General features: G+C 71.2%; 23 protein-coding genes. 6 read left to right on the forward strand and 17 right to left on the reverse strand.

From position 1 onward, the window contains the following. Positions 1-55: 55 nt before the first annotated feature. Both AVW09_RS17750 and AVW09_RS11990 read left to right on the forward strand, forming a co-directional pair. On the forward strand, positions 56-721 hold the full coding sequence (locus tag AVW09_RS17750) for a hypothetical protein (RefSeq protein WP_063258296.1): 666 nt from the start codon (positions 56-58) through the stop codon (positions 719-721). 15 nt (positions 722-736) lie between these two features. Beyond that, positions 737-1117, forward strand: coding sequence for a VOC family protein (locus tag AVW09_RS11990; RefSeq protein WP_063258297.1), 381 nt, complete (start codon positions 737-739; stop codon positions 1115-1117). 61 nt (positions 1118-1178) lie between these two features. On the opposite strand, the gene AVW09_RS11995 is transcribed toward AVW09_RS11990, so the two are convergent. The 8 genes from AVW09_RS11995 to AVW09_RS12030 all read right to left on the reverse strand — a co-directional run bounded on the left by AVW09_RS11995 (position 1179) and on the right by AVW09_RS12030 (position 9290). After that, positions 1179-2294: an ABC transporter permease gene (locus AVW09_RS11995; RefSeq protein WP_063258298.1), complete on the reverse strand. Its 1116-nt coding sequence runs from the start codon at positions 2292-2294 to the stop codon at positions 1179-1181. Continuing rightward, positions 2291-3175, reverse strand: coding sequence for an ABC transporter ATP-binding protein (locus AVW09_RS12000; protein WP_063258349.1), 885 nt, complete (start codon positions 3173-3175; stop codon positions 2291-2293). The genes AVW09_RS11995 and AVW09_RS12000 overlap by 4 nt, the downstream gene beginning before the upstream one ends. A gap of 101 nt (positions 3176-3276) precedes the next feature. Next, entirely contained in the window at positions 3277-3948 is a 672-nt protein-coding gene (locus AVW09_RS12005) for a response regulator (RefSeq protein WP_063258299.1), read from the reverse strand. Continuing rightward, the gene (locus AVW09_RS12010; protein WP_063258300.1) at positions 3941-5212 is read right to left on the reverse strand and encodes a sensor histidine kinase; all 1272 of its coding nucleotides are present in this window, start codon (positions 5210-5212) and stop codon (positions 3941-3943) included. The genes AVW09_RS12005 and AVW09_RS12010 overlap by 8 nt, the downstream gene beginning before the upstream one ends. Positions 5213-5392: 180 nt before the next feature. Then, positions 5393-6628 (reverse strand): RNA polymerase sigma factor, encoded by a 1236-nt coding sequence (locus AVW09_RS12015; protein WP_063258301.1) that lies wholly within the window; start codon positions 6626-6628, stop codon positions 5393-5395. After that, a complete protein-coding gene (locus AVW09_RS12020) occupies positions 6625-7053 on the reverse strand; it encodes a YciI family protein (protein WP_022878177.1) in 429 nt (142 codons plus the stop codon). The genes AVW09_RS12015 and AVW09_RS12020 overlap by 4 nt, the downstream gene beginning before the upstream one ends. A 118-nt stretch (positions 7054-7171) precedes the next feature. After that, entirely contained in the window at positions 7172-8014 is an 843-nt protein-coding gene (locus tag AVW09_RS12025; protein WP_022878176.1) for an exodeoxyribonuclease III, read from the reverse strand. 61 nt (positions 8015-8075) lie between these two features. Continuing rightward, entirely contained in the window at positions 8076-9290 is a 1215-nt protein-coding gene (locus tag AVW09_RS12030; protein ID WP_063258302.1) for a hypothetical protein, read from the reverse strand. A gap of 51 nt (positions 9291-9341) precedes the next feature. On the opposite strand from AVW09_RS12030, the gene pyrE reads away from it, so the two are divergent. Continuing rightward, positions 9342-9920, forward strand: a complete 579-nt coding sequence (gene pyrE / locus AVW09_RS12035) for an orotate phosphoribosyltransferase (RefSeq protein ID WP_063258303.1) — start codon at positions 9342-9344, stop codon at positions 9918-9920. A gap of 26 nt (positions 9921-9946) precedes the next feature. Here pyrE and AVW09_RS17755 read toward each other — a convergent pair whose 3' ends face one another. The 4 genes from AVW09_RS17755 to AVW09_RS12050 all read right to left on the reverse strand — a co-directional run bounded on the left by AVW09_RS17755 (position 9947) and on the right by AVW09_RS12050 (position 11760). Beyond that, positions 9947-10087, reverse strand: coding sequence for a hypothetical protein (locus AVW09_RS17755; RefSeq protein WP_156496087.1), 141 nt, complete (start codon positions 10085-10087; stop codon positions 9947-9949). 12 nt (positions 10088-10099) lie between these two features. Next, positions 10100-10675: a YdeI/OmpD-associated family protein gene (locus tag AVW09_RS12040; RefSeq protein ID WP_063258304.1), complete on the reverse strand. Its 576-nt coding sequence runs from the start codon at positions 10673-10675 to the stop codon at positions 10100-10102. Position 10676: 1 nt separating this feature from the next. Further along, positions 10677-11507, reverse strand: coding sequence for an HAD-IIA family hydrolase (locus tag AVW09_RS12045; RefSeq protein WP_063258305.1), 831 nt, complete (start codon positions 11505-11507; stop codon positions 10677-10679). A gap of 82 nt (positions 11508-11589) precedes the next feature. Further along, positions 11590-11760 (reverse strand): CsbD family protein, encoded by a 171-nt coding sequence (locus AVW09_RS12050; RefSeq protein WP_063258306.1) that lies wholly within the window; start codon positions 11758-11760, stop codon positions 11590-11592. A gap of 187 nt (positions 11761-11947) precedes the next feature. Here AVW09_RS12050 and AVW09_RS12055 point away from each other — a divergent pair, with 187 nt between their 5' ends. Further along, positions 11948-12895 carry an SDR family NAD(P)-dependent oxidoreductase gene (locus AVW09_RS12055; protein WP_063258307.1) on the forward strand — a complete coding sequence of 316 codons (948 nt, stop codon included), beginning with the start codon at positions 11948-11950 and terminating at the stop codon, positions 12893-12895. Positions 12896-12904: 9 nt separating this feature from the next. Here the strand turns inward: AVW09_RS12055 and AVW09_RS12060 are convergent, their stop codons facing one another. Both AVW09_RS12060 and AVW09_RS12065 read right to left on the reverse strand, forming a co-directional pair. After that, complete coding sequence (locus AVW09_RS12060) at positions 12905-13540, reverse strand: metal-dependent transcriptional regulator (RefSeq protein WP_063258308.1); 636 nt, start codon at positions 13538-13540, stop codon at positions 12905-12907. A gap of 9 nt (positions 13541-13549) precedes the next feature. Beyond that, positions 13550-14827, reverse strand: coding sequence for an Nramp family divalent metal transporter (locus AVW09_RS12065; RefSeq protein WP_063258309.1), 1278 nt, complete (start codon positions 14825-14827; stop codon positions 13550-13552). An 87-nt stretch (positions 14828-14914) separates the two neighbouring features. Between AVW09_RS12065 and AVW09_RS12070 the strand changes: the two genes are divergently transcribed. Then, positions 14915-15565 carry a TrmH family RNA methyltransferase gene (locus AVW09_RS12070; RefSeq protein WP_063258310.1) on the forward strand — a complete coding sequence of 217 codons (651 nt, stop codon included), beginning with the start codon at positions 14915-14917 and terminating at the stop codon, positions 15563-15565. Here AVW09_RS12070 and AVW09_RS12075 read toward each other — a convergent pair. Genes AVW09_RS12075 through AVW09_RS12085 form a run of 3 tightly spaced genes read right to left on the reverse strand, consistent with a single transcriptional unit; the run spans position 15534 to position 17801 of the window. After that, on the reverse strand, positions 15534-15845 hold the full coding sequence (locus tag AVW09_RS12075; RefSeq protein WP_063258311.1) for a hypothetical protein: 312 nt from the start codon (positions 15843-15845) through the stop codon (positions 15534-15536). The two genes, AVW09_RS12070 and AVW09_RS12075, sit on opposite strands and share 32 nt — an antisense overlap. A 51-nt stretch (positions 15846-15896) precedes the next feature. Continuing rightward, positions 15897-16430, reverse strand: coding sequence for a hypothetical protein (locus AVW09_RS18005; RefSeq protein ID WP_063258312.1), 534 nt, complete (start codon positions 16428-16430; stop codon positions 15897-15899). Positions 16431-16472: 42 nt separating this feature from the next. Next, positions 16473-17801 (reverse strand): MATE family efflux transporter, encoded by a 1329-nt coding sequence (locus AVW09_RS12085; RefSeq protein WP_063258313.1) that lies wholly within the window; start codon positions 17799-17801, stop codon positions 16473-16475. Between the two features lie 73 nt (positions 17802-17874). Here AVW09_RS12085 and AVW09_RS12090 point away from each other — a divergent pair, with 73 nt between their 5' ends. Next, on the forward strand, positions 17875-19848 hold the full coding sequence (locus AVW09_RS12090; RefSeq protein WP_063258314.1) for a M13 family metallopeptidase: 1974 nt from the start codon (positions 17875-17877) through the stop codon (positions 19846-19848). The last annotated feature ends 23 nt before the right edge of the window (positions 19849-19871 follow it).

The raw sequence follows: 19871 nt of genomic DNA on the forward strand, positions 1-19871 counted from the left end.
CCCCACCCCACCCCGACACGGCGCCGGCCCACCCGCCGCGCCCTAGAGTCGAGGCATGAGCGACGAGGACGTCGAGCTGGCGCGGCTGCGCGAGCGCGTGTACGGCGGGCGCGGGATGGCGCCCACCGCCGACGAGATCGCCCGGCTCAGCACGCTCGAGGATCAGATCCGCGCGGACCCCGCACCGGACACGCCCGCGCCGCCCACGCCACCCACGCCCGACGAGCCGACGGATGCCACCCCGCGCACGCCCCGCCCCGTCCGGCGTGGCATCCTCACCGCGCTCGCCGCGGTCGCCCTCGTCGGCCTCGGGGCCGCGATCGGCTTCGCCGCGGCCACCCAGCCCGCCCCGGCCGACGCGTCGGCGCCGGCGCTGCCCGAGCTCGCGTTCGCCCAGACCGCCGAGGACGTGATCTCGGGCGACATCCTGTCCGACAGCGGCATCGACCCGGCGAGCATCCGCTATATCGCGACGATCCGCGACTTCCGCATCTACCTCGCCGTCCCCGACGACGGCGACGGGGAATGCATCGCGGTCTTCACATCCACCGAGAACCGGCCGTGGTCGGCGGGATGCGCGAGCGGCGGCCACCCCGGGGCCGCGGTGTTCGGGGTGGACGAGAGGCTCACGGTCGCGATCGGCGACCCGGCCGACGACGCCGTCGCGGGGACGCCCGTCCGACTGTCCGAGAGCGTCACGGCCTACATCAGGCAGAACTAGAGAAAGGGCACGACCATGTTCCACTCCGAAGGGGCGTTCTCCGGATTCGCCGTCGACGACCTCGACGCCGCCCACCGTTTCTACGCCGACACCCTCGGCCTGCGCGTGGAGGTGCTCGAGGGATCCGGGTTCCTCCGCCTCCATCTGGCGTCCGGAGGGATCGTCCTCGTGTACGGCAAGCCGCACCACGTCCCGGCGTCGTTCACGGTGCTCAACTTCCCCGTCGCCGACGTCGAGGCCGCCGTCGACGACCTGCGCTCGCGCGGCGTCGAGACGAAGATCTACGACGACGCCGACTTCCCCACCGACTCCCGCGGCATCATGCGCGAGGGCGGCCCGCTGATCGCGTGGTTCCGTGACCCGGCGGGCAACGTCCTCGCGGTCCTCGAGGAATGAGAAGCGGGATGGATGCCAGAAGCCGTGGCATCCATCCCACCGGTGACCGGGCCCGAGCCGGTCAGCCCCGCAGCGCTTCCGCCAGCTTGACGCGGGCCCCCATGCGCAGCAGGGAGTTCTGGTAGATCCGGGCGGCGACGGCGATCGCTCCGACGCACGAGGCGATCAGGATCAGCAGTGAGAGCACGGGCTCCCACCAATGGGCGTCGCCGAGGTAGAGGCGCAGCGGCATCCCGACGGGCGCCGAGAACGGCACGTACGACATGATCGTCAGCACGACGGGGTTGTCGTTGAAGAAGATCACGAGGAAGTACGGCGCCATGATCAGCATGGTGATCGGCGTGGTGGTGGCGCCGATGTCCTCCTGACGCGAGACCATCGCGGCCGCGGCGGCGAACAGCGACGCCAGCAGGATGAATCCGAACAGGAAGAAGATCGCGAACCAGGCGATGGGTGCGCCCAGGGCGCCGAGCACTCCGACCTGGTCCGTGACCGCCAGACCGATCACGGCGACCGCCGCCAGCAGCACGATCTGAGCCATCGCGAGGACCGTGTTGCCCAGCACCTTGCCGGCCAGCAGCGCCCGCACCGGGATCGCGGAGATGAGGATCTCCACGACGCGCGTCTGCTTCTCCTCGACGACGCTCTGCGCGATCGTCCCGCCGAACGTGCTCGCGGCGATCAGGAAGACGATGCCGAAGCCGAGCGCGATGAAGTAGCGGAGCGCGTCGGCCGCACCCGCGCCGGGCTCGATCGTCTCGACCTCCGGGGTCTCGCTCAGGAGCTGCAGGAGCGCGGCGGGCACCCTGTCCTTCACCACGACGGTGTAGTCGAACGCCGGGTTCGACGATCCCGACACCAGGGCGGCATCCACGGTCCCGTCCTCGACGAGCGCACGCGCGGTGGCATCGGAGTCGGCGACCGTCGCGTCGACGCCCTCGACCCCCGACAGGGCGGGCTGCGTCTGATTCGTGACCGCGACCGGGATGCCACTGCCCCCGGCGTCGCGCGCGGCGAATCCGCCCCACAGCACCGACGCGAGAGCCGCGACGACGAGGATCGCTGTCGAGATCACGAAGACCTTGCTGCGCAGCTTCGAGCCGATCTCGCGCTCGGCCACGAGCCACACGCTCTGCAGCTCGCTCGGGGCGGGGCGCGGCGTCGTTGCGGTGCTCACTGGATGACCTCCTTGAAGATGTCGGCGAGGGTGGGCCGCTGCGGCGCGAAGCTCGCCACGTCGCCGCGAGCGACGGCCGCGCGCAGCACGGCCTGGGCCGCGTGGTCGTCGGCGGCGTCGAACACGGCGTACCCGCCGTCGAAGTCGACCACCGTGATGCCGGGCTGATCGCGCAGCCAACCCGCGTCGCCGCCCGAGAGCAGTTCGTACCGGTGCGTCGCGTGCTGCGCGCGGAGGTCGTCGCGGCTGCCGGCCGCGCGGATCGTGCCGGCGGCGATGATCACCAGGTCGTCACACAGCCGCTCGACGACGTCGAGCTGGTGCGAGGAGAACAGCACCGCGGTGCCCGTCGCCGCCTTCTCCTGCAGCACGCCCGCGACCACGTCGACCGCGAGCGGGTCGAGGCCCGAGAACGGCTCGTCGAGGATCAGGACGTCGGGCTCGTGCACGAGCGACGCGGCGATCTGCGCGCGCTGCTGATTGCCGAGCGACAGCGTCTCGACCAGGTCGTTGAGCCGCTCGCCGAGGCCGAGGCGCTGGAGCAGCGCCGTCGCCTTCGCCGTGGCCTCGGCCTTGCTGAAACCGTGAAGCCGGGCCAGGTAGGCGATGTGTTCGACGACCTTCATCTTCGGATAGAGGCCGCGCTCCTCGGGCATGTACCCGAAGCGTCGCCGGTCGGCCGCCGTGAGCGGCGTGCCGTCGAGAGCAACGGTTCCAGCGTCCTTGCCGAGGACGCCGAGCGCGATGCGCATGGTCGTGGTCTTCCCCGCGCCATTGCCACCGACGAAGCCCGTCAGCCGTCCCGGAGCCACGGTGAAACTCACGTCGTCGAGCACGCGGCGACCGCCGTAGCTCTTGGTGATGCCGTCCAGTTCGAGCACGCTCCACCCCTTTCTGGTGATGGCCTCCACGCTACGGACACGGGTGCGGCGTGGCATCCATCCGGGGGAGGGTTCTGCGACTCCGCCGCGCGGGGGAGGCCCTACGTCAGGCCGTGCCGATGCGCGAGCACGACGGCCTGGACCCGGTCGCGCGCGCCGAGCTTCTGCAGCACGTTCGACACGTGCGTCTTGACCGTGGCTTCGCCGATGAAGAGCCGCGCGGCGATCTCGGCGTTGCTCAAGGCCTCGGCGACGAGCTTCAGCACCTCGGCCTCGCGTTCGGTGAGGGGCTCCGCGAGGACGAGTGGCTCCACCGCGGGCGAAGGCGGTGCGACCTCGCCCCCGCGCCCGGCGAACCGCGAGATGACGCGGCGTGTCACCTCCGGCGCGAGCAGCGCATCGCCCGCGCCGATGACCCGCACCGCGCCCACGAGCTCTTCAGGTCCGGCGTTCTTGAGCAGGAACCCGCTCGCCCCCGCCCCGAGCGCATCGAAGAGGTAGTCGTCGCGGTCGAACGTCGTCACGATGAGCACCGCCGCGTCGGAAGCCGGGTCGGCGATGATGCGTCGCGTTGCCTCAAGGCCGTCCATGTCGGGCATCTGCACGTCCATGCAGATCACGTCCGGTCGCAGGCGCGCGGCGGCGGCGATCGCCTCGACACCCGTGCCCGCTTCGCCGACCACCTCGATGTCGTCCTCGAGCGAGAGGATCGTGCGGAACCCCGCCCGCATCATCGCGTGGTCGTCGACGAGCAGTACGCGCAGGTCAGGCATGCGTGACCTCGCTCTCGACCAACGGCACGCGCACCCGCACGAGATAGCCTCCGCGCGAACGCGGGCCCATCTCGATGCTGCCGCCCGACACCGCCGCGCGCTCCCGCATCCCGAGCTGCCCGAGCCCCGGGGTCGCCGTCCCGCGCCGACCGGTATTGGTCACCTCGAGCTCGACCGACGTGTCGTCGAACCGGACGCGCACGTCGGCCGTGGCATCCGGTCCCGCGTGCCGACGGGCGTTCGTCAGGGCCTCTTGCGCGATCCGGAACAGGTTCACCTGCACCAGCGGCGGCGGCTCGACCGCCGGCTCGCCGATCACGGCGAACGTCGTCGGAAGCCCCGCGGCCGATGCCTCCGCGACGAGGGAGGGGAGGGATGCCAGACCGTGCGTCGTCGGAGCGGTGTCGGTGCTCGGCTCCTCGCCGTGGGTGGCATCCGGGGTCCGGAGGGTTTCGAGCAGCTGCCGCAGCTCTTTCAGCGACGTGCGCGCCGATTCCTCGATGCCGCTCAGCACCCGCCGCGAGGTGTCGGGGTCGCGTTCCAGCACCGAACGGGCGACACCCGCCTGCACGCCCATGAGCGACACGTGGTGCGCGACGACGTCGTGCAGTTCGCGCGCGATCCGCACCCGGTCGAGCGCCACCGCCTGAGCGGCCGTGATCTCGCGCTCGGCCTCGAGCTCGGCCGTGCGCTCCTCGAGCGCGACGCGCTGCAGACGCTGCTGGTGGGAGCGCTCGCCGAAGAAGTACGCGCCGCCGAAGAACAGGGCGTTGACCCCTAGGGTCAGCAACTGCGCAGCGACGAAGGGCGAGAAGGCGCCGGTGCGCGACGGGAAGCCCTCCGGCACCTGGTCGACCGGCATCGTGGCGTCCTGGAACATCACGACGAACAGCCACGCGAACATGCCGAGAATGATGGCGACCCGCACGATCGTGGCGCGGCGCCGATTCGTCGACCAGGCTCCGACCGTGTACAGCGCGATGAACATCGCGATGTTGCCCGCGTAGATCTCGGGGACGCGCAACGTGACCGCGACGAAGTACGCCACGGAGACGATCACGGCCACGATCGACGGCCACCGGCGGCGGAAGGCCAGCGGCACGGCCAGCACCGCGACGTACACGACGGCGAAGATGAATTCGGCCTGCTGGTCGCCGTAGATCCCCGCGACCGCGGACAGCACCGCGCTCAGGAGCCCCCCGACGAACAGCACCGCCGCGAGGGCGACGTCGCTGCGCCACTGCGCGCGCGTGAGGTTCGGCATCCCTCCACGGTAGGGGCGACCTCCGACGTTCGGCATCCCCCTCCGGACGGAGTCCACCCTCACCCGTCCGAAGTTCGCAGAATCCGCGCTTCCTCGCAGATTTCCGCCCGAATCCTGCGAAGAACGGGGAAATCTGCGACGTTCGGCGCGTCGACGTTCGCGCGCGTCGGCCTTCGCGCCTCAGCCGCCCAGCGCCTCGGCCTTCCGCCGCAGCAGCGCCGCCTCGCGGGCGTTGCGGGTGAGGCCCGCGGCCTCGAGCAGCTGGGCGCGGGCGTCGTCGACGCGGCCCAGGCGCGCGAGCAGTTCGCCGCGCACCGACGGCAGCAGGTGCGAACCCCGCAAGGGCGTGGCATCCATTCCGTCGACGATCGCGAGTCCTTCTTCGGGACCGGATGCCATCGACACAGCGACCGCGCGATTGAGCTCGACGACCGGGTTCGCGGTGATCCGGCCGAGCATCTCGTACAGCAGGACGATGCGGTCCCAGTCGGTCACCTCGACGCTCGCGGCCTCGGCGTGACACAGCGCGATCGCGGCCTGCAGTTGATACGGGCCTCGGCCCTTGCCGAGGGCGTCGGCCCGGTCGAGGAGCGCGCGGCCGCGGGCGATCGCCGAGTGATCCCAGCGGCGTCGATCCTGGTCGGCCAGCAGCACGGCATCCCCGTTCCCGTCGATCCGGGCGGCGAAGCGGGATGCCTGGAACTCCATGAGCGCGGAGAGCCCGAGCACCTCCGGCTCGCGGGGGAGTAGGCGGTCGAGGACGCGGCCGAGCCGCAGCGCCTCGTGCGCCAGCTCGGTGCGGAGGACCGCGTCGCCCGTGCTCGCGACGTAGCCCTCGGTGAAGATCAGGTACACGACGGTCAGCACCGCGGTGCGCCGCGCGGGCCATTCCGCGGGCTCGGGCACCGCGAAGGGGACGCGCGCCGCGCTGAGCGCCTTCTTGGCCCGGACGATCCGCTGCTGCATCGTCGGGACGGGGACCAGGAAGAGCCGCGCGATCGCCTCGGTGTCGAGGCCTGCCACGACCTTCAGCGTCAACGCCACCTGCGCTTCGCGCGAGAGCACGGGGTGACAGGCGGCGAAGACCAGGCGCAGGACGTCGTCGTCGATCGGCTCCCACATGTCGTCGGCCACCTCGTCGAGGTCGGCGGCGAGGAGGCGGTACTTCTCGCCGAGGCGCTGCTCGCGCCGCCAGCCGTCGATCGCGCGACGCTTCGCCACCGCCGTGAGCCATGCCCCGGGGTTGCGCGGAACGCCGTCGCGCCCCCACTGCTCCACGGCTTCGACGAGCGCGTCCTGCGCAAGGTCTTCCGCGGTGCCGAGGTCGCCGACCACGCGAGCCAGCGCCGCGACGATCCGGGCACCCTCGATGCGCCAGATCGCCGCGACGCGGCGCGAGAGGTCGGGCTCGGTCACCGCCCGGACAGCTCCTCGCGCCAGCCCTCCTCCTTCTGGATGTACTCGTTGTCGGCGAACGCGGCGAAGTCGGTCTCGTCCGTCACGCGGCGCACCTCGAGCTTGTTGCCGGCGATGAGCGGCGCGCGGCGCGCCCACTCGATCGCCTCGTCGCGCGAGGACACCTCGATGATCCAGAAGCCGTTGAACAGCTCGTGCGTCTCGCCGTAGGGGCCGTCGGTGACCACCGGCTCCTCACCGCCGAACTCGACGACGAAGTTCTGGCTCATGTCTTCGGCGAGGCCGTCGCCGGCGACGAGCACGCCCGCGGTGATCATGGACTCGTTGTACGCGCCCATGTCGTTGATGATCTGCTCGAAGGGGATCTGCTTGTACGCCGCGTACGCCTCGTCGGTGCCGCGCATGATCAGCATGTACTTCGTCATGGTCTCTTCTCTTCCCTGCTGCCGTGGATTCCGGGGGGAGCGGATGCCTGCCCCTACTATCGCGTCGAACGGCGCGGGCCGGAATCGACAGGGGGACGAAAAAAGATCCCGGATGCCGTCAGCCGAAGATCATCGGGAGGTCGTCGTCCTCGCCGTCGGTGAAGTCGAGGTCGGCGACGACGGGCACGTGGTCGCTCGGCGCCTCGCCCTTGCGCTCGTTGCGGTGGATCTCGGCGCCCTGCACGGCGTCGGCGAACGCCGTCGAGCCGAGGATGAAGTCGATCCGCAGACCCTCGTTGCGGGGGAAGCGCAGCTGCTTGTAATCCCAGTACGTGTAGCCGGTGGGAATGAGCGGACGCACGACGTCGGTGAGCCCCGCGGACTCGAACGCGGCGAACGCGGCGCGTTCGGGCGGCGAGACGTGCGTGGTCACGCCCTCGATCACGGTGGGGTCGCCGTTGTCGGCATCCGTCGGGGCGATGTTGAAGTCGCCCGTGAGGGCGAGGGGCAGGCCGGGGTTCGCCGCGAGCGTGTCTTCGGTGTGACGGCGGAGGGCCTCGAGCCAGTCGAGCTTGTAGCGGTAGTGAGGGTCGTCGAGCCCGCGGCCGTTCGGGACGTACAGGCTCCACACCTTCACGCCGTTGACGGTCGCGCCGAGCGCCCGCGCCTCCTTCGGCAGATCGGGACCTTCCTTGCCCTTCTCGAACCCGGGCATGCCGGGGAAGCCGATCTCGACGTCCTCGATCGGCTCGCGGCTGGCGATCGCGACGCCGTTCCACTGGTTGAGCCCGTGCGCGACGACGTGATACCCGGCCTCTTCGAACGCGGCGTACGGGAACTGCTCCGTCTTGCACTTGATCTCCTGCATCGCCAGCACGTCGATGTGCTCGCGCACGGCGAACTCGACGGTGCGGGCGACGCGGGCGCGGACGGAGTTGACGTTCCAGGTGGCCAGGCGCATGGCATCCAGCCTACTTTCGGGCGCCGACATCGCCGTTCGATGAGCTGCAGCGGGGGATCCCCTACCGTGCCGCGGCGAGCAGCACACCGCCCACTGCCCAGACGAGGGCGAGAGCCCCCATCGCGAACGCCCACCGCTCGCGCGGCTCCCGTTTCCGGGAGAAGGCCCCTCGGACACACAGCCCCCACCAGATCGCCAGGACGGCGATCACGGAGGAGACGGCGATCGCATGTGCGGACGCCGGTGCGAACGCGGTCGCCGCCGCGCCGATCGGAAGCGGGGCGGCCGCGGCCCACCACGCGATCCCCGGGGAGTGCGACGCGCTCCGGGGATCCCACGGCGCCGCGCCCAGCCGTCGTGCGACGTCGGGGACGTCTCCGGGCACGGGATCGTCGAACCTCAGGTGCGACCGCTCGGCGAGGACCGATGACGGGTCGTTCCCTCCACGCGACAGGATGCTCGCCGCGTACGCGTCGCGCTCCGCCTCCGTGGTCACCCCGGGAAGCGGACAGCCCCAGCGGCCCGCCTGGGCGGGGCGATTCCGTCTTCGCGCATCTTCGACGAGCGCGCGTCGCGCTTCCGGATCGCCGTCGGCACGGACGAGCGCGCGCAGCATCACCCGTCCCTCTTGCGGTCGGCTGTCGAGGAGCTCGAGGGCGCGCCGGGTGGCGAATGCGGGGTCGGGGAGTTCGACCGGACGATCGAAGAGCCGCAGTCCCGCGGCGAGCACTCCTCCACTGACGATGACCGTGATCAGTGCGGCGAGAGCGAGTTCGGCAGTGAGAGGTGATGGCGTGGAGAGGAAGGCATTCCACAGCGTGTGGGCTGTGTTCCAGAGAAGCGTGAGAAAGCCGGCGATCAGACCGATGACCGCGATGAGCATGCTGACGCACCCCAGACCCTGGGCGGGCGAGCCGTCGTTCGGTCCGCGCTCGACGTACGTCGGTGAGGTGAGGTCGGCGACCACTGCCGGAACCGCCTCGTCGTGAGCGAGGCGCAGGCTCTGGCGGACGAAATTGCCCCGGGTCGCCTGGCCGAGTAGCCACAGACGCATGTGGGCGACTTCTCGCGGACGGGTCCAGCCCGGGAAGACGACGCCCCACCGCCCCGCTTGCGCGCGATCCCCGATCTGCCGGTAGTGCTCCGCGAGAGCCAGGCGGAGTTCGGGCGATCGGGATGCCCGTGCCTTGGCTTCCTGGCGCGCCTCTTGCACGTCCGTCCCCGCGCCTTCGGTCGCGAGCAGCGCGACGAGGTCGGGGGTGGGCGTTTTCGGCATGCGCCCATGATGGCGGAGGCTTCGCTTTCCGCACCAAATAGACTCGACGCCGTGACTGCCGCCTCCACGCCCGAGCTCGAAGCCGACCGTCAGGCCCTCATCGGCCTCATCAACGCCGAGGCGGTGTTCCACGGCGACTTCACCCTCTCGAGCGGCAAGAAGGCGACGTACTACGTCGACATGCGCAAGCTCACGCTCGACCACCGCGCCGCTCCCGCGATCGGCCGTCTCGTGCTCGACCTCGTGAAGGACCTCGACGGTGTCGTCGCCGTCGGCGGGCTCACGCTCGGCGCCGACCCGATCGCCAACGCCGTGATGCACGAGTCGGTGCACGCGGGTCGCCCTCTCGACGCGTTCGTCGTGCGCAAGGAGCCCAAGGACCACGGCCGCGGCCGCCAGATCGAGGGCGCCGACGTCGCGGGCAAGCGCGTCGTCGTCGTCGAGGACACCTCCACGACCGGGCAGTCCGCCCTCAAGGCCGTCGAGGCGCTCCGCCGCGAGGGCGCCGAGGTCGTCGCCGTCGCCGTGATCGTCGACCGCAAGACCGGCGCACAGGCCGCGATCGAGGCCGAGGGCCTGCGGTGGCTGGCATCCATCGACCTCGACGACCTGGGGCTCGCGCCGCAGTAAGTCGGATGCCGGGGCGGATGCGGCGATCACTCCCCGCCGTCGCCCGGACCGTCGAACGGGTCGCGGTGGTTGCCCCTCCGCGAGCGGCGCCACTGCACGATGAACGCGACGAGCGTGCCGGCGGTGATGACGAAGGCCGTGAGGAGCCAGAGCGTGCGGTCGTCCATGGGGTCTCCTGATCAGACGGGGCGTTTGCCCGCGGCGGCGTCGGCCACGATCTTGGCGATCCGCGCCTCGCGCGTCTGCGGTCGCACGGCCATCGCGATCTGAGTGAGCCCGAACTTCCGGGCCGAGGGCGGGAACGCGTCCCAGTTCGTTCGCGCCGCGGGTACCGCGTCGAGAGCGGCGGTGAGTTCGCGCGGCTCGATGCCGGCCTCGGGTCCGTCGAGGATCTCCCACGCGCCGTTGGCGCGGGCGACCTCGAGCGCGCGGACACCCGCGGTCCGCAGACGCCCCTCGGCCTCGAGTCGGGCGATGCGCGCCTTGTTCGTCGCCGCCCATCCGCTCCGCGGCTGACGCGGCGCGAACCACAGCCCCGAGCTCACCTCGTCGAACACCCGCACCGGGCCGTCGATCCAGCCGAAGCACAGCGCCTCGCAGATCGCCTCCTCGTACTCGACGTAGCGGCCCGCGTCGGCGCCCCGACCGCGGAGCAGCCACGCGCCCTTCGACACGGTGTGGTTCTCTTCGAGCCAGCGGCCCCACTCGACTGCATCGACCGCCGCGACCTTCACCCCGTCGTCGAGCGCGCCCACGTCACAGGCCTTCGGCCAGGCCCTCTTCGCCGTCGGCGAGGTCGGACTCGACGGGCTCGTCACGGACGAGGTCGGCGACGGATGCCAGGATCTCGTCGGGCCGGAACGGGTACTTCTCGATCTCGTTCTGGTCGCTGATGCCTGTCATCACGAGCACGGTGTGCAGCCCCGCCTCGATGCCGGCCACGATGTCGGTGTCCATGCGGTCGCCGATCATGCCGGTGTTCTCCGAGTGCGCGCCGATGCGGTTCAGGGCGGACCGGAACATCATCGGGTTCGGCTTGCCTACGATGTACGGCTCTTTGCCGGTGGCCTTCGTGATGAGCGCGGCGATCGCCCCGGTCGCGGGCAGTACGCCCTCGGTCGAGGGACCCGTGGCATCCGGGTTCGTGGCGATGAAACGGGCGCCGTCGCGGATGAAGCGGATGGCCTTCGTGATCGCCTCGAACGAGTAGTTGCGCGTCTCGCCGACCACGACGTAGTCGGGCGAGGTCTCGGTCATGATGAAGCCCGCCTCGTGCAGGGCGGTCGTGAGCCCCGCTTCGCCGATGACGAAGGCGGAGCCGCCCGGCATCTGCGATCGCAGGAAATCGGCGGTGGCCAGGGCCGAGGTCCAGATCGAGGACTCGGGCACCACGAGCCCCGAGGACCGCAGGCGTGCGCTCAGATCGCGGGGCGTGAAGATCGAGTTGTTGGTGAGGACGAGGAACGGCGTGCCCTCGGCCCGCCACTGCGCGAGCAGTTCGGACGCACCCGGCACGGGGGTGTTCTCATGGACGAGCACGCCGTCCATGTCGGTGAGCCAGCACTCGATGTCGCCCCGGGTTCGCATGGGCCCAGCCTAACGCGACGGTCCGACACGGCCAGGGGGAAGAGCGCGGGGCGCCGACCCTGGAGTCGGCGCCCCGGGACGCTTACTTGAACGTGTCCTTGAAGTCCTCGGTGGCCTTCTTCGCCTCGGCCTTGACCTGGTCGGCCTTGCCCTCCGCGACGAGCTTGTCGTTGTCGGTGGCGTTGCCGATGGCTTCCTTCGCCTTGCCCACGATGTCCTGAGCGGCGTTCTTGATCTTGTCGTCGAGACCCATGATCGGTTCCTTCCCTAAGTGACGTCGTCGCGCCGGGTGGTGGCCGCGGCGGAGCCGGTGTGCTCACTCCTCAGACGCATCGACTCGGCCATTCGTCACGCGATGGAGCGAGAAAGTTCACGAGATCGGTATTCCGCATCCGGAATGCACCCGTGACGGCACCGAGCGATCTGGTTAGGGTCGAAGGGTGGCGCGCGACGAGTGGGACCCCCGGAACCTTCCCGACCTCACGGGCCGCGCGTACCTCGTCACCGGGGCGACCCGCGGACTCGGCTACTTCTCGTGCGAGCAGCTGGCCGGTGCGGGCGCGCACGTGCTGCTGACGGGCCGTAACCCGAACCGGCTCGTGCTCGCGAAGGAGGCCGTGCGTCGGACGCACCCGGATGCCTCGATCGAGACGCTCCTCCTCGACACGAGCAATCTCGGGTCGGTGCGCGCCGCTGCGGCGACGGTGCGTGCACGCGGTCGGCTCGACGGACTCCTGATGAACGCCGGGATCGTGCATCCGCCCAAGACCCGCGAGCTCGCGGGCGGGCACGAGAAGGTCTTCGCAACGAACGTCCTCGGACACTTCGCGCTCGCGGGTGAGCTGCTGACCCCGCTGGCCGCGGCGCGCGGACGCATGGTGTGGGTGGGCAGCATGGCGACCTCGCTGTGGAAGCACCTGCCGACGGACCCCGACCTCGTCGAGGGCTACACGCCCTGGCGGGCGTACGTGCAGTCCAAGGCGGCCACGACGATGCTGGCCCTCGAGGCCGACCGTCGCCTCACGGCGCACAGCGTGCCGGTCGAGAGCCTGGTCGCCCACCCGGGGTACTCCACGAGCGGCCGGACCCGTGGCATCCGCGGGGTGAACGAACCGACGCGCCTCACGAGGTTCGTCGACAACCTCCAGGCCGCGTTCACGCAGGGGAAGGAGGAGGGGGCGTGGGCTCTCGTCCGTGCCCTGACCGACGCGCACGCCGAGGGCGGCTCGATGTACGGACCCGCCCAGCTCGCGCGGGGCCTTCCGCGCCGGGCGACTCCCGCGCGTCTCACGCGCGACAGCGGGCTCAGCGCCGACCTGTGGCGCGCCTGCGAGACCGCGACGCACGTCCGCTGGCCGTTCGAGCGCGTGCGCCGCGTGGCGTCCTGAGGGTGCGCGTCAGCGCGTGAGCCAGACCGAGGCGCCGGCGCCCTCGGGCAGCGCCACCTCGACGCCGTCCGCCCGCACGGTGTCGGGCGACACGACCTCGACCTCGTGGCCGACGTCGATCCGCCGCGCCACGAGCGCCCGGAGCAGCTCGGGGTCGCGATCGCTGACGCGCAGCACGCGCCCCGAGTGACCGGATGCCGCGTCCTGCAGCAGCACGAAGGGTTCGCGGTGCACCGCGCCGGTGGCATCCGGGATCGCGTCTCCGTGCGGGTCGAACCGGGGTCGCCCGAGCCGCTCGTCGATGCCCTCGAGGAGCCGGTCGCTGAGGGAGTGCTCGAGGACCTCGGCTTCGTCGTGCACCTCGTCCCACGAGTAGTGGAACTCGCGCACGAGCCACGTCTCGATGAGGCGGTGCCGACGGATCACCGACGCCGCGCGCCGCGCGCCCGCCGGCGTCAGCGAGACGGGACCGTACGGCCGGTGGCTCACGAGCCCCTGCGCCGCGAGCTTCTTCACCATCTCGGTGACGCTGGAGGGAGCGAGGCTCAGCACCCCGGCCAGCTGCGAGGGCGTGATCGGGTCGTCCTGCCACTCGGTGTGGTGGTAGATGGCCTTGAGATAGTCGTCGGCCACGGGCGATTCCACGCGCTCAGCCTAACCGCCGCTGAACACCAACCACAGGAGCACGGCGTTCAGCGCGACGAGGAACACCGAGGCCACCACGCCCGCGGCGGTCGTGAGGGGGCGGTTGCGATGGACGCCGAGGAGGTCGCGCCGGGAGGTCAGCACGACGAGCGGGATCAGGGCGAACGGGATGCCGAACGACAGCACGACCTGGCTGAGGACGAGGGCCACCGTCGGGTCGATGCCCAGCCCGAGGATCGCGAGCGCGGGGACCAGGGTCACGAGGCGGCGGGCGAGGAGCGGCACGCGGACGCGGAGGAGTCCGTGCATGATCTCGGCGCCGGCGTACGCGCCGACGGACGTGGATGCCAAGCCGCTCGCGAGCAGCCCCACGGCGAACAGCGTCGCGACCAGCGGCCCGAGCCCGTCGCGGAGCGCCGCGTAGGCGCCTTCGAGGCTGTCGGTGCCGTCGACGCCGGTGAGGTTGGCTGCGGCCAGCAGGAGGATCGCGAGGTTCACCGTGCCGGCCACGGCGAGGGCGATCGTCACGTCCCACCGGGTCGCGCGCAGCAGGCGCGGCGTCGAGACACCGCGAGCCGCCTCGAGATCGGCGGCGGCGGTCGGTTCGGCGGGAGCGAAGCGGTCGCGGCTCAGCGCCGAGTGGGCGTAGATGGCGTGCGGCATGATCGTCGCGCCCAGGATGGAGGCCGCGAGCAGCACCGACGTCGCCCCGTCGAACCGCGGCACCAGCCCGCCGACGACACCGACGGGATCGGGCGGCGCGAAGAAGAGGCCCGCGCTGAACCCCACGGCGATGATGACGAGGAGACCGATCACGACGGTCTCGAACGCCCGCGCCCCCCGGCGGGATTGCACCAGCAGCAGGCCGATCGACACCACGCCGGTGATCGCCCCGCCCCACAGCAGCGGGATGCCGAACAGCAGATTCAGGGCGACGGCACCGCCGATGACCTCGGCGACGTCGGTGGCCATCGCGACGAGCTCGGCCTGCAGCCAGTAAGCCCGCCGCAGCCACGGGCGGTGGATGCGGCGGCCCAGCAGCTGCGGGAGGCTCTCGCCCGTGACGATGCCGAGCTTCGCGGACAGGTACTGGATCAGCCACGCCGTGACGTTGCCGAGCACCACCACCCACACGAGCAGATAGCCGAACACGGCGCCGGCCGTCATGTTGCTCGCGACGTTGCCCGGGTCGAGGTACGCCACGCCCGCGACCATTGCGGGCCCGAGGAGCCACGCCGCGCGGCGCGTGGCGCGGCGCGGGGGCGCGGCATCCAGGGTTTTCGGCATCCCGAAATGGTAGCGATATTTCGGGATGCCGAAAAGTGCTGTGACGCGATGCGACGGCCCGCGCGGGGCGGCGGATAGCCTGGAGCGATGACCCACGACGACGCGACCCCGGTACCGGACGACGCGACGCCGGTGGTGCTCCCGGGCGTCGGGCCGTGGCCGGGCGGACCCGACGCGTGGCCGGACGACCCGCGCTACGACCGCGAGCTGCTCGCCGACGGCGACCGCCGCAACGTCGTCGACGCCTACCGGTATTGGACGATGGATGCCATCGTCGCCGACCTCGATGCGCGTCGGCATCCGTTCCACGTGGCGATCGAGAACTGGCAGCACGACCTCAACATCGGGTCGATCGTCCGCAGCGCGAACGCGTTCCTCGCGGCCGAGGTGCACATCATCGGCAAGCGGCGCTGGAACCGTCGAGGCGCAATGGTCACCGACCGATATCAGCACGTGCGGCATCACGAGGACGTCGCCGCGTTCGTCGCCTGGGCGCGCGACGCCGGACTCCCGGTTCTGGCGATCGACAACGTCGACGGCTCCGTCCCCGTCGACCGCGCGGACGTGCCCGAGGCGTGCGTACTGCTGTTCGGTCAGGAGGGGCCGGGACTCTCGCCCGAAGCGCTCGCCGCGGCCACCAGCGTCATCGAGATCACGCAGTACGGCTCGACGCGGTCGATCAACGCGGCCTCGGCGGCCGCCGTCGTCATGTACGAGTGGTGTCGCCGCTGGGCGTGAAGCCCTCTGCGCGGGCGGGGCACTCGTCGAGCACCGGCGAACCGTGGACGCGACCGGCGCGCATGGGCATCACGGCCGCCGCGTAGAGCACCGCGGCGCTGAGCACGACCGAGACGCCGAGCACCGCACCCGAGTACGGTCTCGCCCGGTAGATGTACGCCGAGGTCGTGGCATCCCACACCTGGTATTCGACGTAGTAGTAGCCGCCCGCGCAGAAGATGGCCATCGCCAGGATCAGCGCGGCGACGACGATCACGACTGCCGCTGCATGCCCCCGCATGCGCCCAGGATAGAGAATCCTGAGTGTCGGGTGTGTAAAGAATGCGCGAATTCAGGTCCCCGGGCGCGGGTGAATTTCGTAAGCGAACACCGCCTGCTCCGGTGCGTCCACCCGGAGCGTCGCCGGGGAGCTGGCATCCCAGCGGATCGTCGTCGGCGGCGCCCCCGTCCGACCGGGCGCGCCGCACGCGACGTCGGTGGTGGTCCCGGCGACCTCGACGGTGAGGGGCGCTCCGGTCGCGCTCTCGCACGCGACGACGACGTCCCAGGATCCGCCGACGGGCGCGAGGGCGACCGCGGCTCCGGCGGGTCCGACTTCGCCCGTGCCGCGCGCGACGGCGGTGCTGCCGCCGAGGCCGTTGTCCGGCAGCGCGGTCGCCGCCCACTGCTCCAGCGCGGACGCGTCGCTCGGCAGCGTCGCGCCGGGGGACGGTGCCGACGGGGCCAGGGAGGGGGTGGATGCCGACGGCCCGGCGGAGGACGCCGACGGCGACGCCGCGTCGGTCGAGGTGCACCCCGCGAGCACGAGCAGCGCCGGGACCAGCAGGGCGGGAAGGGTCGCGAGGACCGGGGGGTTCGACCTCATGCCCGCACGGTACGCGCGGCTCCTGGGAGTCGCGTGGGCGTGTCAGGCGCCCGCGGTCGTCCAGGCGCGGCCGCGCACGCGCAGGCCCAGGGTGGTGGCGCGGGCCAGCAGGTAGACGCCGAAGAACGCCCCGGCGAGCCAGGCCAGACCCGCGGCGCCGCCGCCCGCGAGAAGGGCGACGAGCACGAGGGCGGGAATGTACGGCACGAGGTTCAGCAGCCCCGCGATCGCGAGGTACTTCGCGTCGCCCGCGCCGATGAGGACGCCGTCGAGGACGAAGACGAACGAGGCGAGCGGCTGCGCGACCGCGAGCACGAGCAGGGCCGGCTGGATGAGCGCGGCGATCGCGGGATCTCCCGTGAAGACGAGCCCCAGGACTCCGGATGCCGCCGCCACGAGCGCCCCGACGGCGACCCCGAACCACAGGCCCCACGCCACCGTGCGGGAGAGGACGTGTCGGGCACCGGCGACGTCGCCCGCGCCCAAGGATTTGCCGACGAGGGCCTGCGCCGCGATCGCCAGGGCGTCGAGGGCGAACGCGGCGGTCGAGAAGATCGTGAAGGCGATCTGCCACCCGGCGAGCTCGGCGGAGCCGAGGCCCGTGGCCACCGCCACCGTCGCGAGGAACGCGGCGCGCAGGCTCAGCGTGCGGACGAACAGCCACCCGCCCGAACGTGCGGTGCCCCGCAGGCCCTCGGCCTCGGGGCGGAGGGAGGCGGCGTGCTGACGGGCGAGGCGGGTGGCGATCACCACGTACGCGCCCACCATGCCCCACTGCGCCAGGACCGTGCCGATCGCGGAACCCGCGATGCCCCACCCGAAGCCGTAGATGAAGAGCGCGTTCAGCAGCGCGTTGACGCCGAAGCCCAGGCCCGCGATCCACAGCGGCGTCACGGTGTCCTGCAGGCCGCGGAGGAGCCCCGTCGCGGCGAACACGACGAGCATCGCGGGCAGCCCCCACATCGAGATCGACAGATAGACGCGCGCGTTCTCGGCCACGTCGGGCGCGGCGCCGAAGACACCGACGAGGAGCGGCGTCGCCATCACCCCCACGAGCGCGAGCACCCCGCCGATCGTGAGCGCGAACCACATGCCGTCGATGCCGACCGACACGGCACGGCCCACCTCGCCGGCGCCGTAACGGCGGGCGACCGCGGGGGTCGTGGAGTACGCGAGGAAGACCATCAGCCCGACGATGGTCTGCAGCACCGCGCTGCCGATCCCGAGGCCCGCGAGCGGCGCCACACCCAGGTGGCCGACCATGGCACCGTCGACGATGAGGAACAGCGGCTCGGCGACCAGCGCGCCCAGCGCCGGGACGGCCAACCGCACGATCTGGCGGTTGAGGGTCGCCGGTGCGGGTGTGGTCACCGTCCGAGCCTACGGCCGGCCCCCGACACGGCATGCTGAGCCCGTGTGGAGCGGGGGGATTTATCCTGTCTCCATGACCCAGACCCCCCGCGCAGGTCTTGCGCTCGAAGAGCTCAGCGATGAGATCCGCCCGCAGGACGACCTGTTCCGGCACGTGAACGGCCGCTGGCTGCAGCGCACCGAGATCCCCGAGGACAAGGCCCGATGGGGCAGCTTCCATCTCATCGCCGAGCAGGCCGAGAAGGACGTCCGCACCATCGTCGAGGAGTCGCAGCAGGCCGAGCCGGGCAGCGAAGCCCGCAAGATCGGCGACCTGTTCGCGAGCTTCATGGACACCGCTCGCATCGAGGAGGCGGGAGCGGCGCCGCTCGCCGACCAGCTCGCACGCGTGGATGCCGTCACCGACGTGCCCGCATTCCTGCGGCTCGTCGGCGAGCTCGAGCGCGACGGCGTGAGCGGCCTGCTCACCCTCTTCGTCGAGCCCGACCCCGGCGACCCGACCCGGTACGTCCCCGTGATCTACCAGGGCGGCCTGTCGCTCCCCGACGAGAGCTACTACCGGCTCGAGAACTTCGCCGAGACCCGCACCGCCTACCGGGCGCACATCGAGCGCATCCTCGAGCTCGCCGGGGCCGCCGAGGCCGCGGCATCCGCCGATCGGGTGTTCGCGCTCGAGACCGACCTCGCCACGCACCACTGGTCGCGCGAGGACAGCCGCGACGCGGTGAAGACCTACAACCTCCGCACCTGGGACGAGATGGTCGGCCTCGCCGGTCTCGACCTCGCGCCGTGGCGCGCGGGTGTCGCGCCCGGCCACGAGGACGCCTTCGCCGAGGTCGTCGTGTACCAGCCGAGCTTCGTCGAGTCGCTCGCGACGCTGCTGGTCGAGGAGCGCCTCGAGGACTGGAAGGCGTGGCTGCGGTTCGCGATCGTGCACTCCGCCGCGGCGTTCCTGTCCGACGAGTTCGTGGCCGAGAACTTCGCGTTCTACGGCACGCAGCTCACCGGCGTCCCCGTGAACCGCGAGCGCTGGAAGCGCGGCGTGAGCCTCGTCGAGGCCGCCCTCGGTGAGGCGATCGGAAAGGTGTACGTCGACCGGCACTTCCCGCCCGCCGCGAAGGATGCCATGGACGTGCTCGTCGCGAACCTCATCGAGGCGTACCGCGAGTCCATCGAATCCCTCGAGTGGATGACGCCCGAGACGCGCGAGCGGGCGCTCGCGAAGCTCGACGCGTTCACGCCGAAGATCGGATACCCGGTGAAGTGGAAGGACTACTCCGCGCTCGAGATCGACGCCGCCGACCTCGTCGGGAACGTCCGCCGCGCCCACGTCTGGGAGCACGACCGCCAGCTCGCGAAGGTCGGCCAGCCGATCGACCGCGACGAGTGGTACATGACCCCGCAGACCGTCAACGCGTACTACAACCCGCTGATGAACGAGATCGTGTTCCCCGCCGCGATCCTGCAGTACCCGTTCTTCGACGCCGACCGTGATGCCGCCGCGAACTACGGCGGCATCGGCGCCGTGATCGGACACGAGATCGGCCACGGGTTCGACGACCAGGGCAGCCGCTTCGACGGCGACGGGTCGCTGCGCGACTGGTGGACGGATGCCGACCGCTCGGCGTTCGAGGAACGCACGAAGGCGCTCATCGCCCAGTACGAGGAGCTCGTCCCCGAGGGCCTCAGCGCAGAGCACCACGTCAACGGCGCGCTCACGATCGGCGAGAACATCGGCGACCTCGGCGGCCTCGGCATCGCGATCCGCGCCTACCGGCTGTCGCTCGGCGAGGACGAGTCGGCCGACGGTCCCGTGATCGACGGGTACAGCGGCATCCAGAGGCTCCTGCTCAGCTGGGCGCAGATCTGGCAGCAGAAGGGTCGGGATGCCGAGACCATCCGGCTCCTCACGATCGACCCGCACTCGCCGAACGAATTCCGCTGCAACCAGATCGTGCGCAACATCGACGCGTTCTACGACGCGTTCGACGTGACCGAGGGCGACGCCCTATGGCTCGCCGAGGACCAGCGCGTCACCATTTGGTGAGGTTGCGTTTGTTGCTCTCCTGA

This window comes from Microbacterium sp. T32 (assembly GCF_001619615.1).
Taxonomy (GTDB): Bacteria; Actinomycetota; Actinomycetes; order Actinomycetales; family Microbacteriaceae; genus Microbacterium.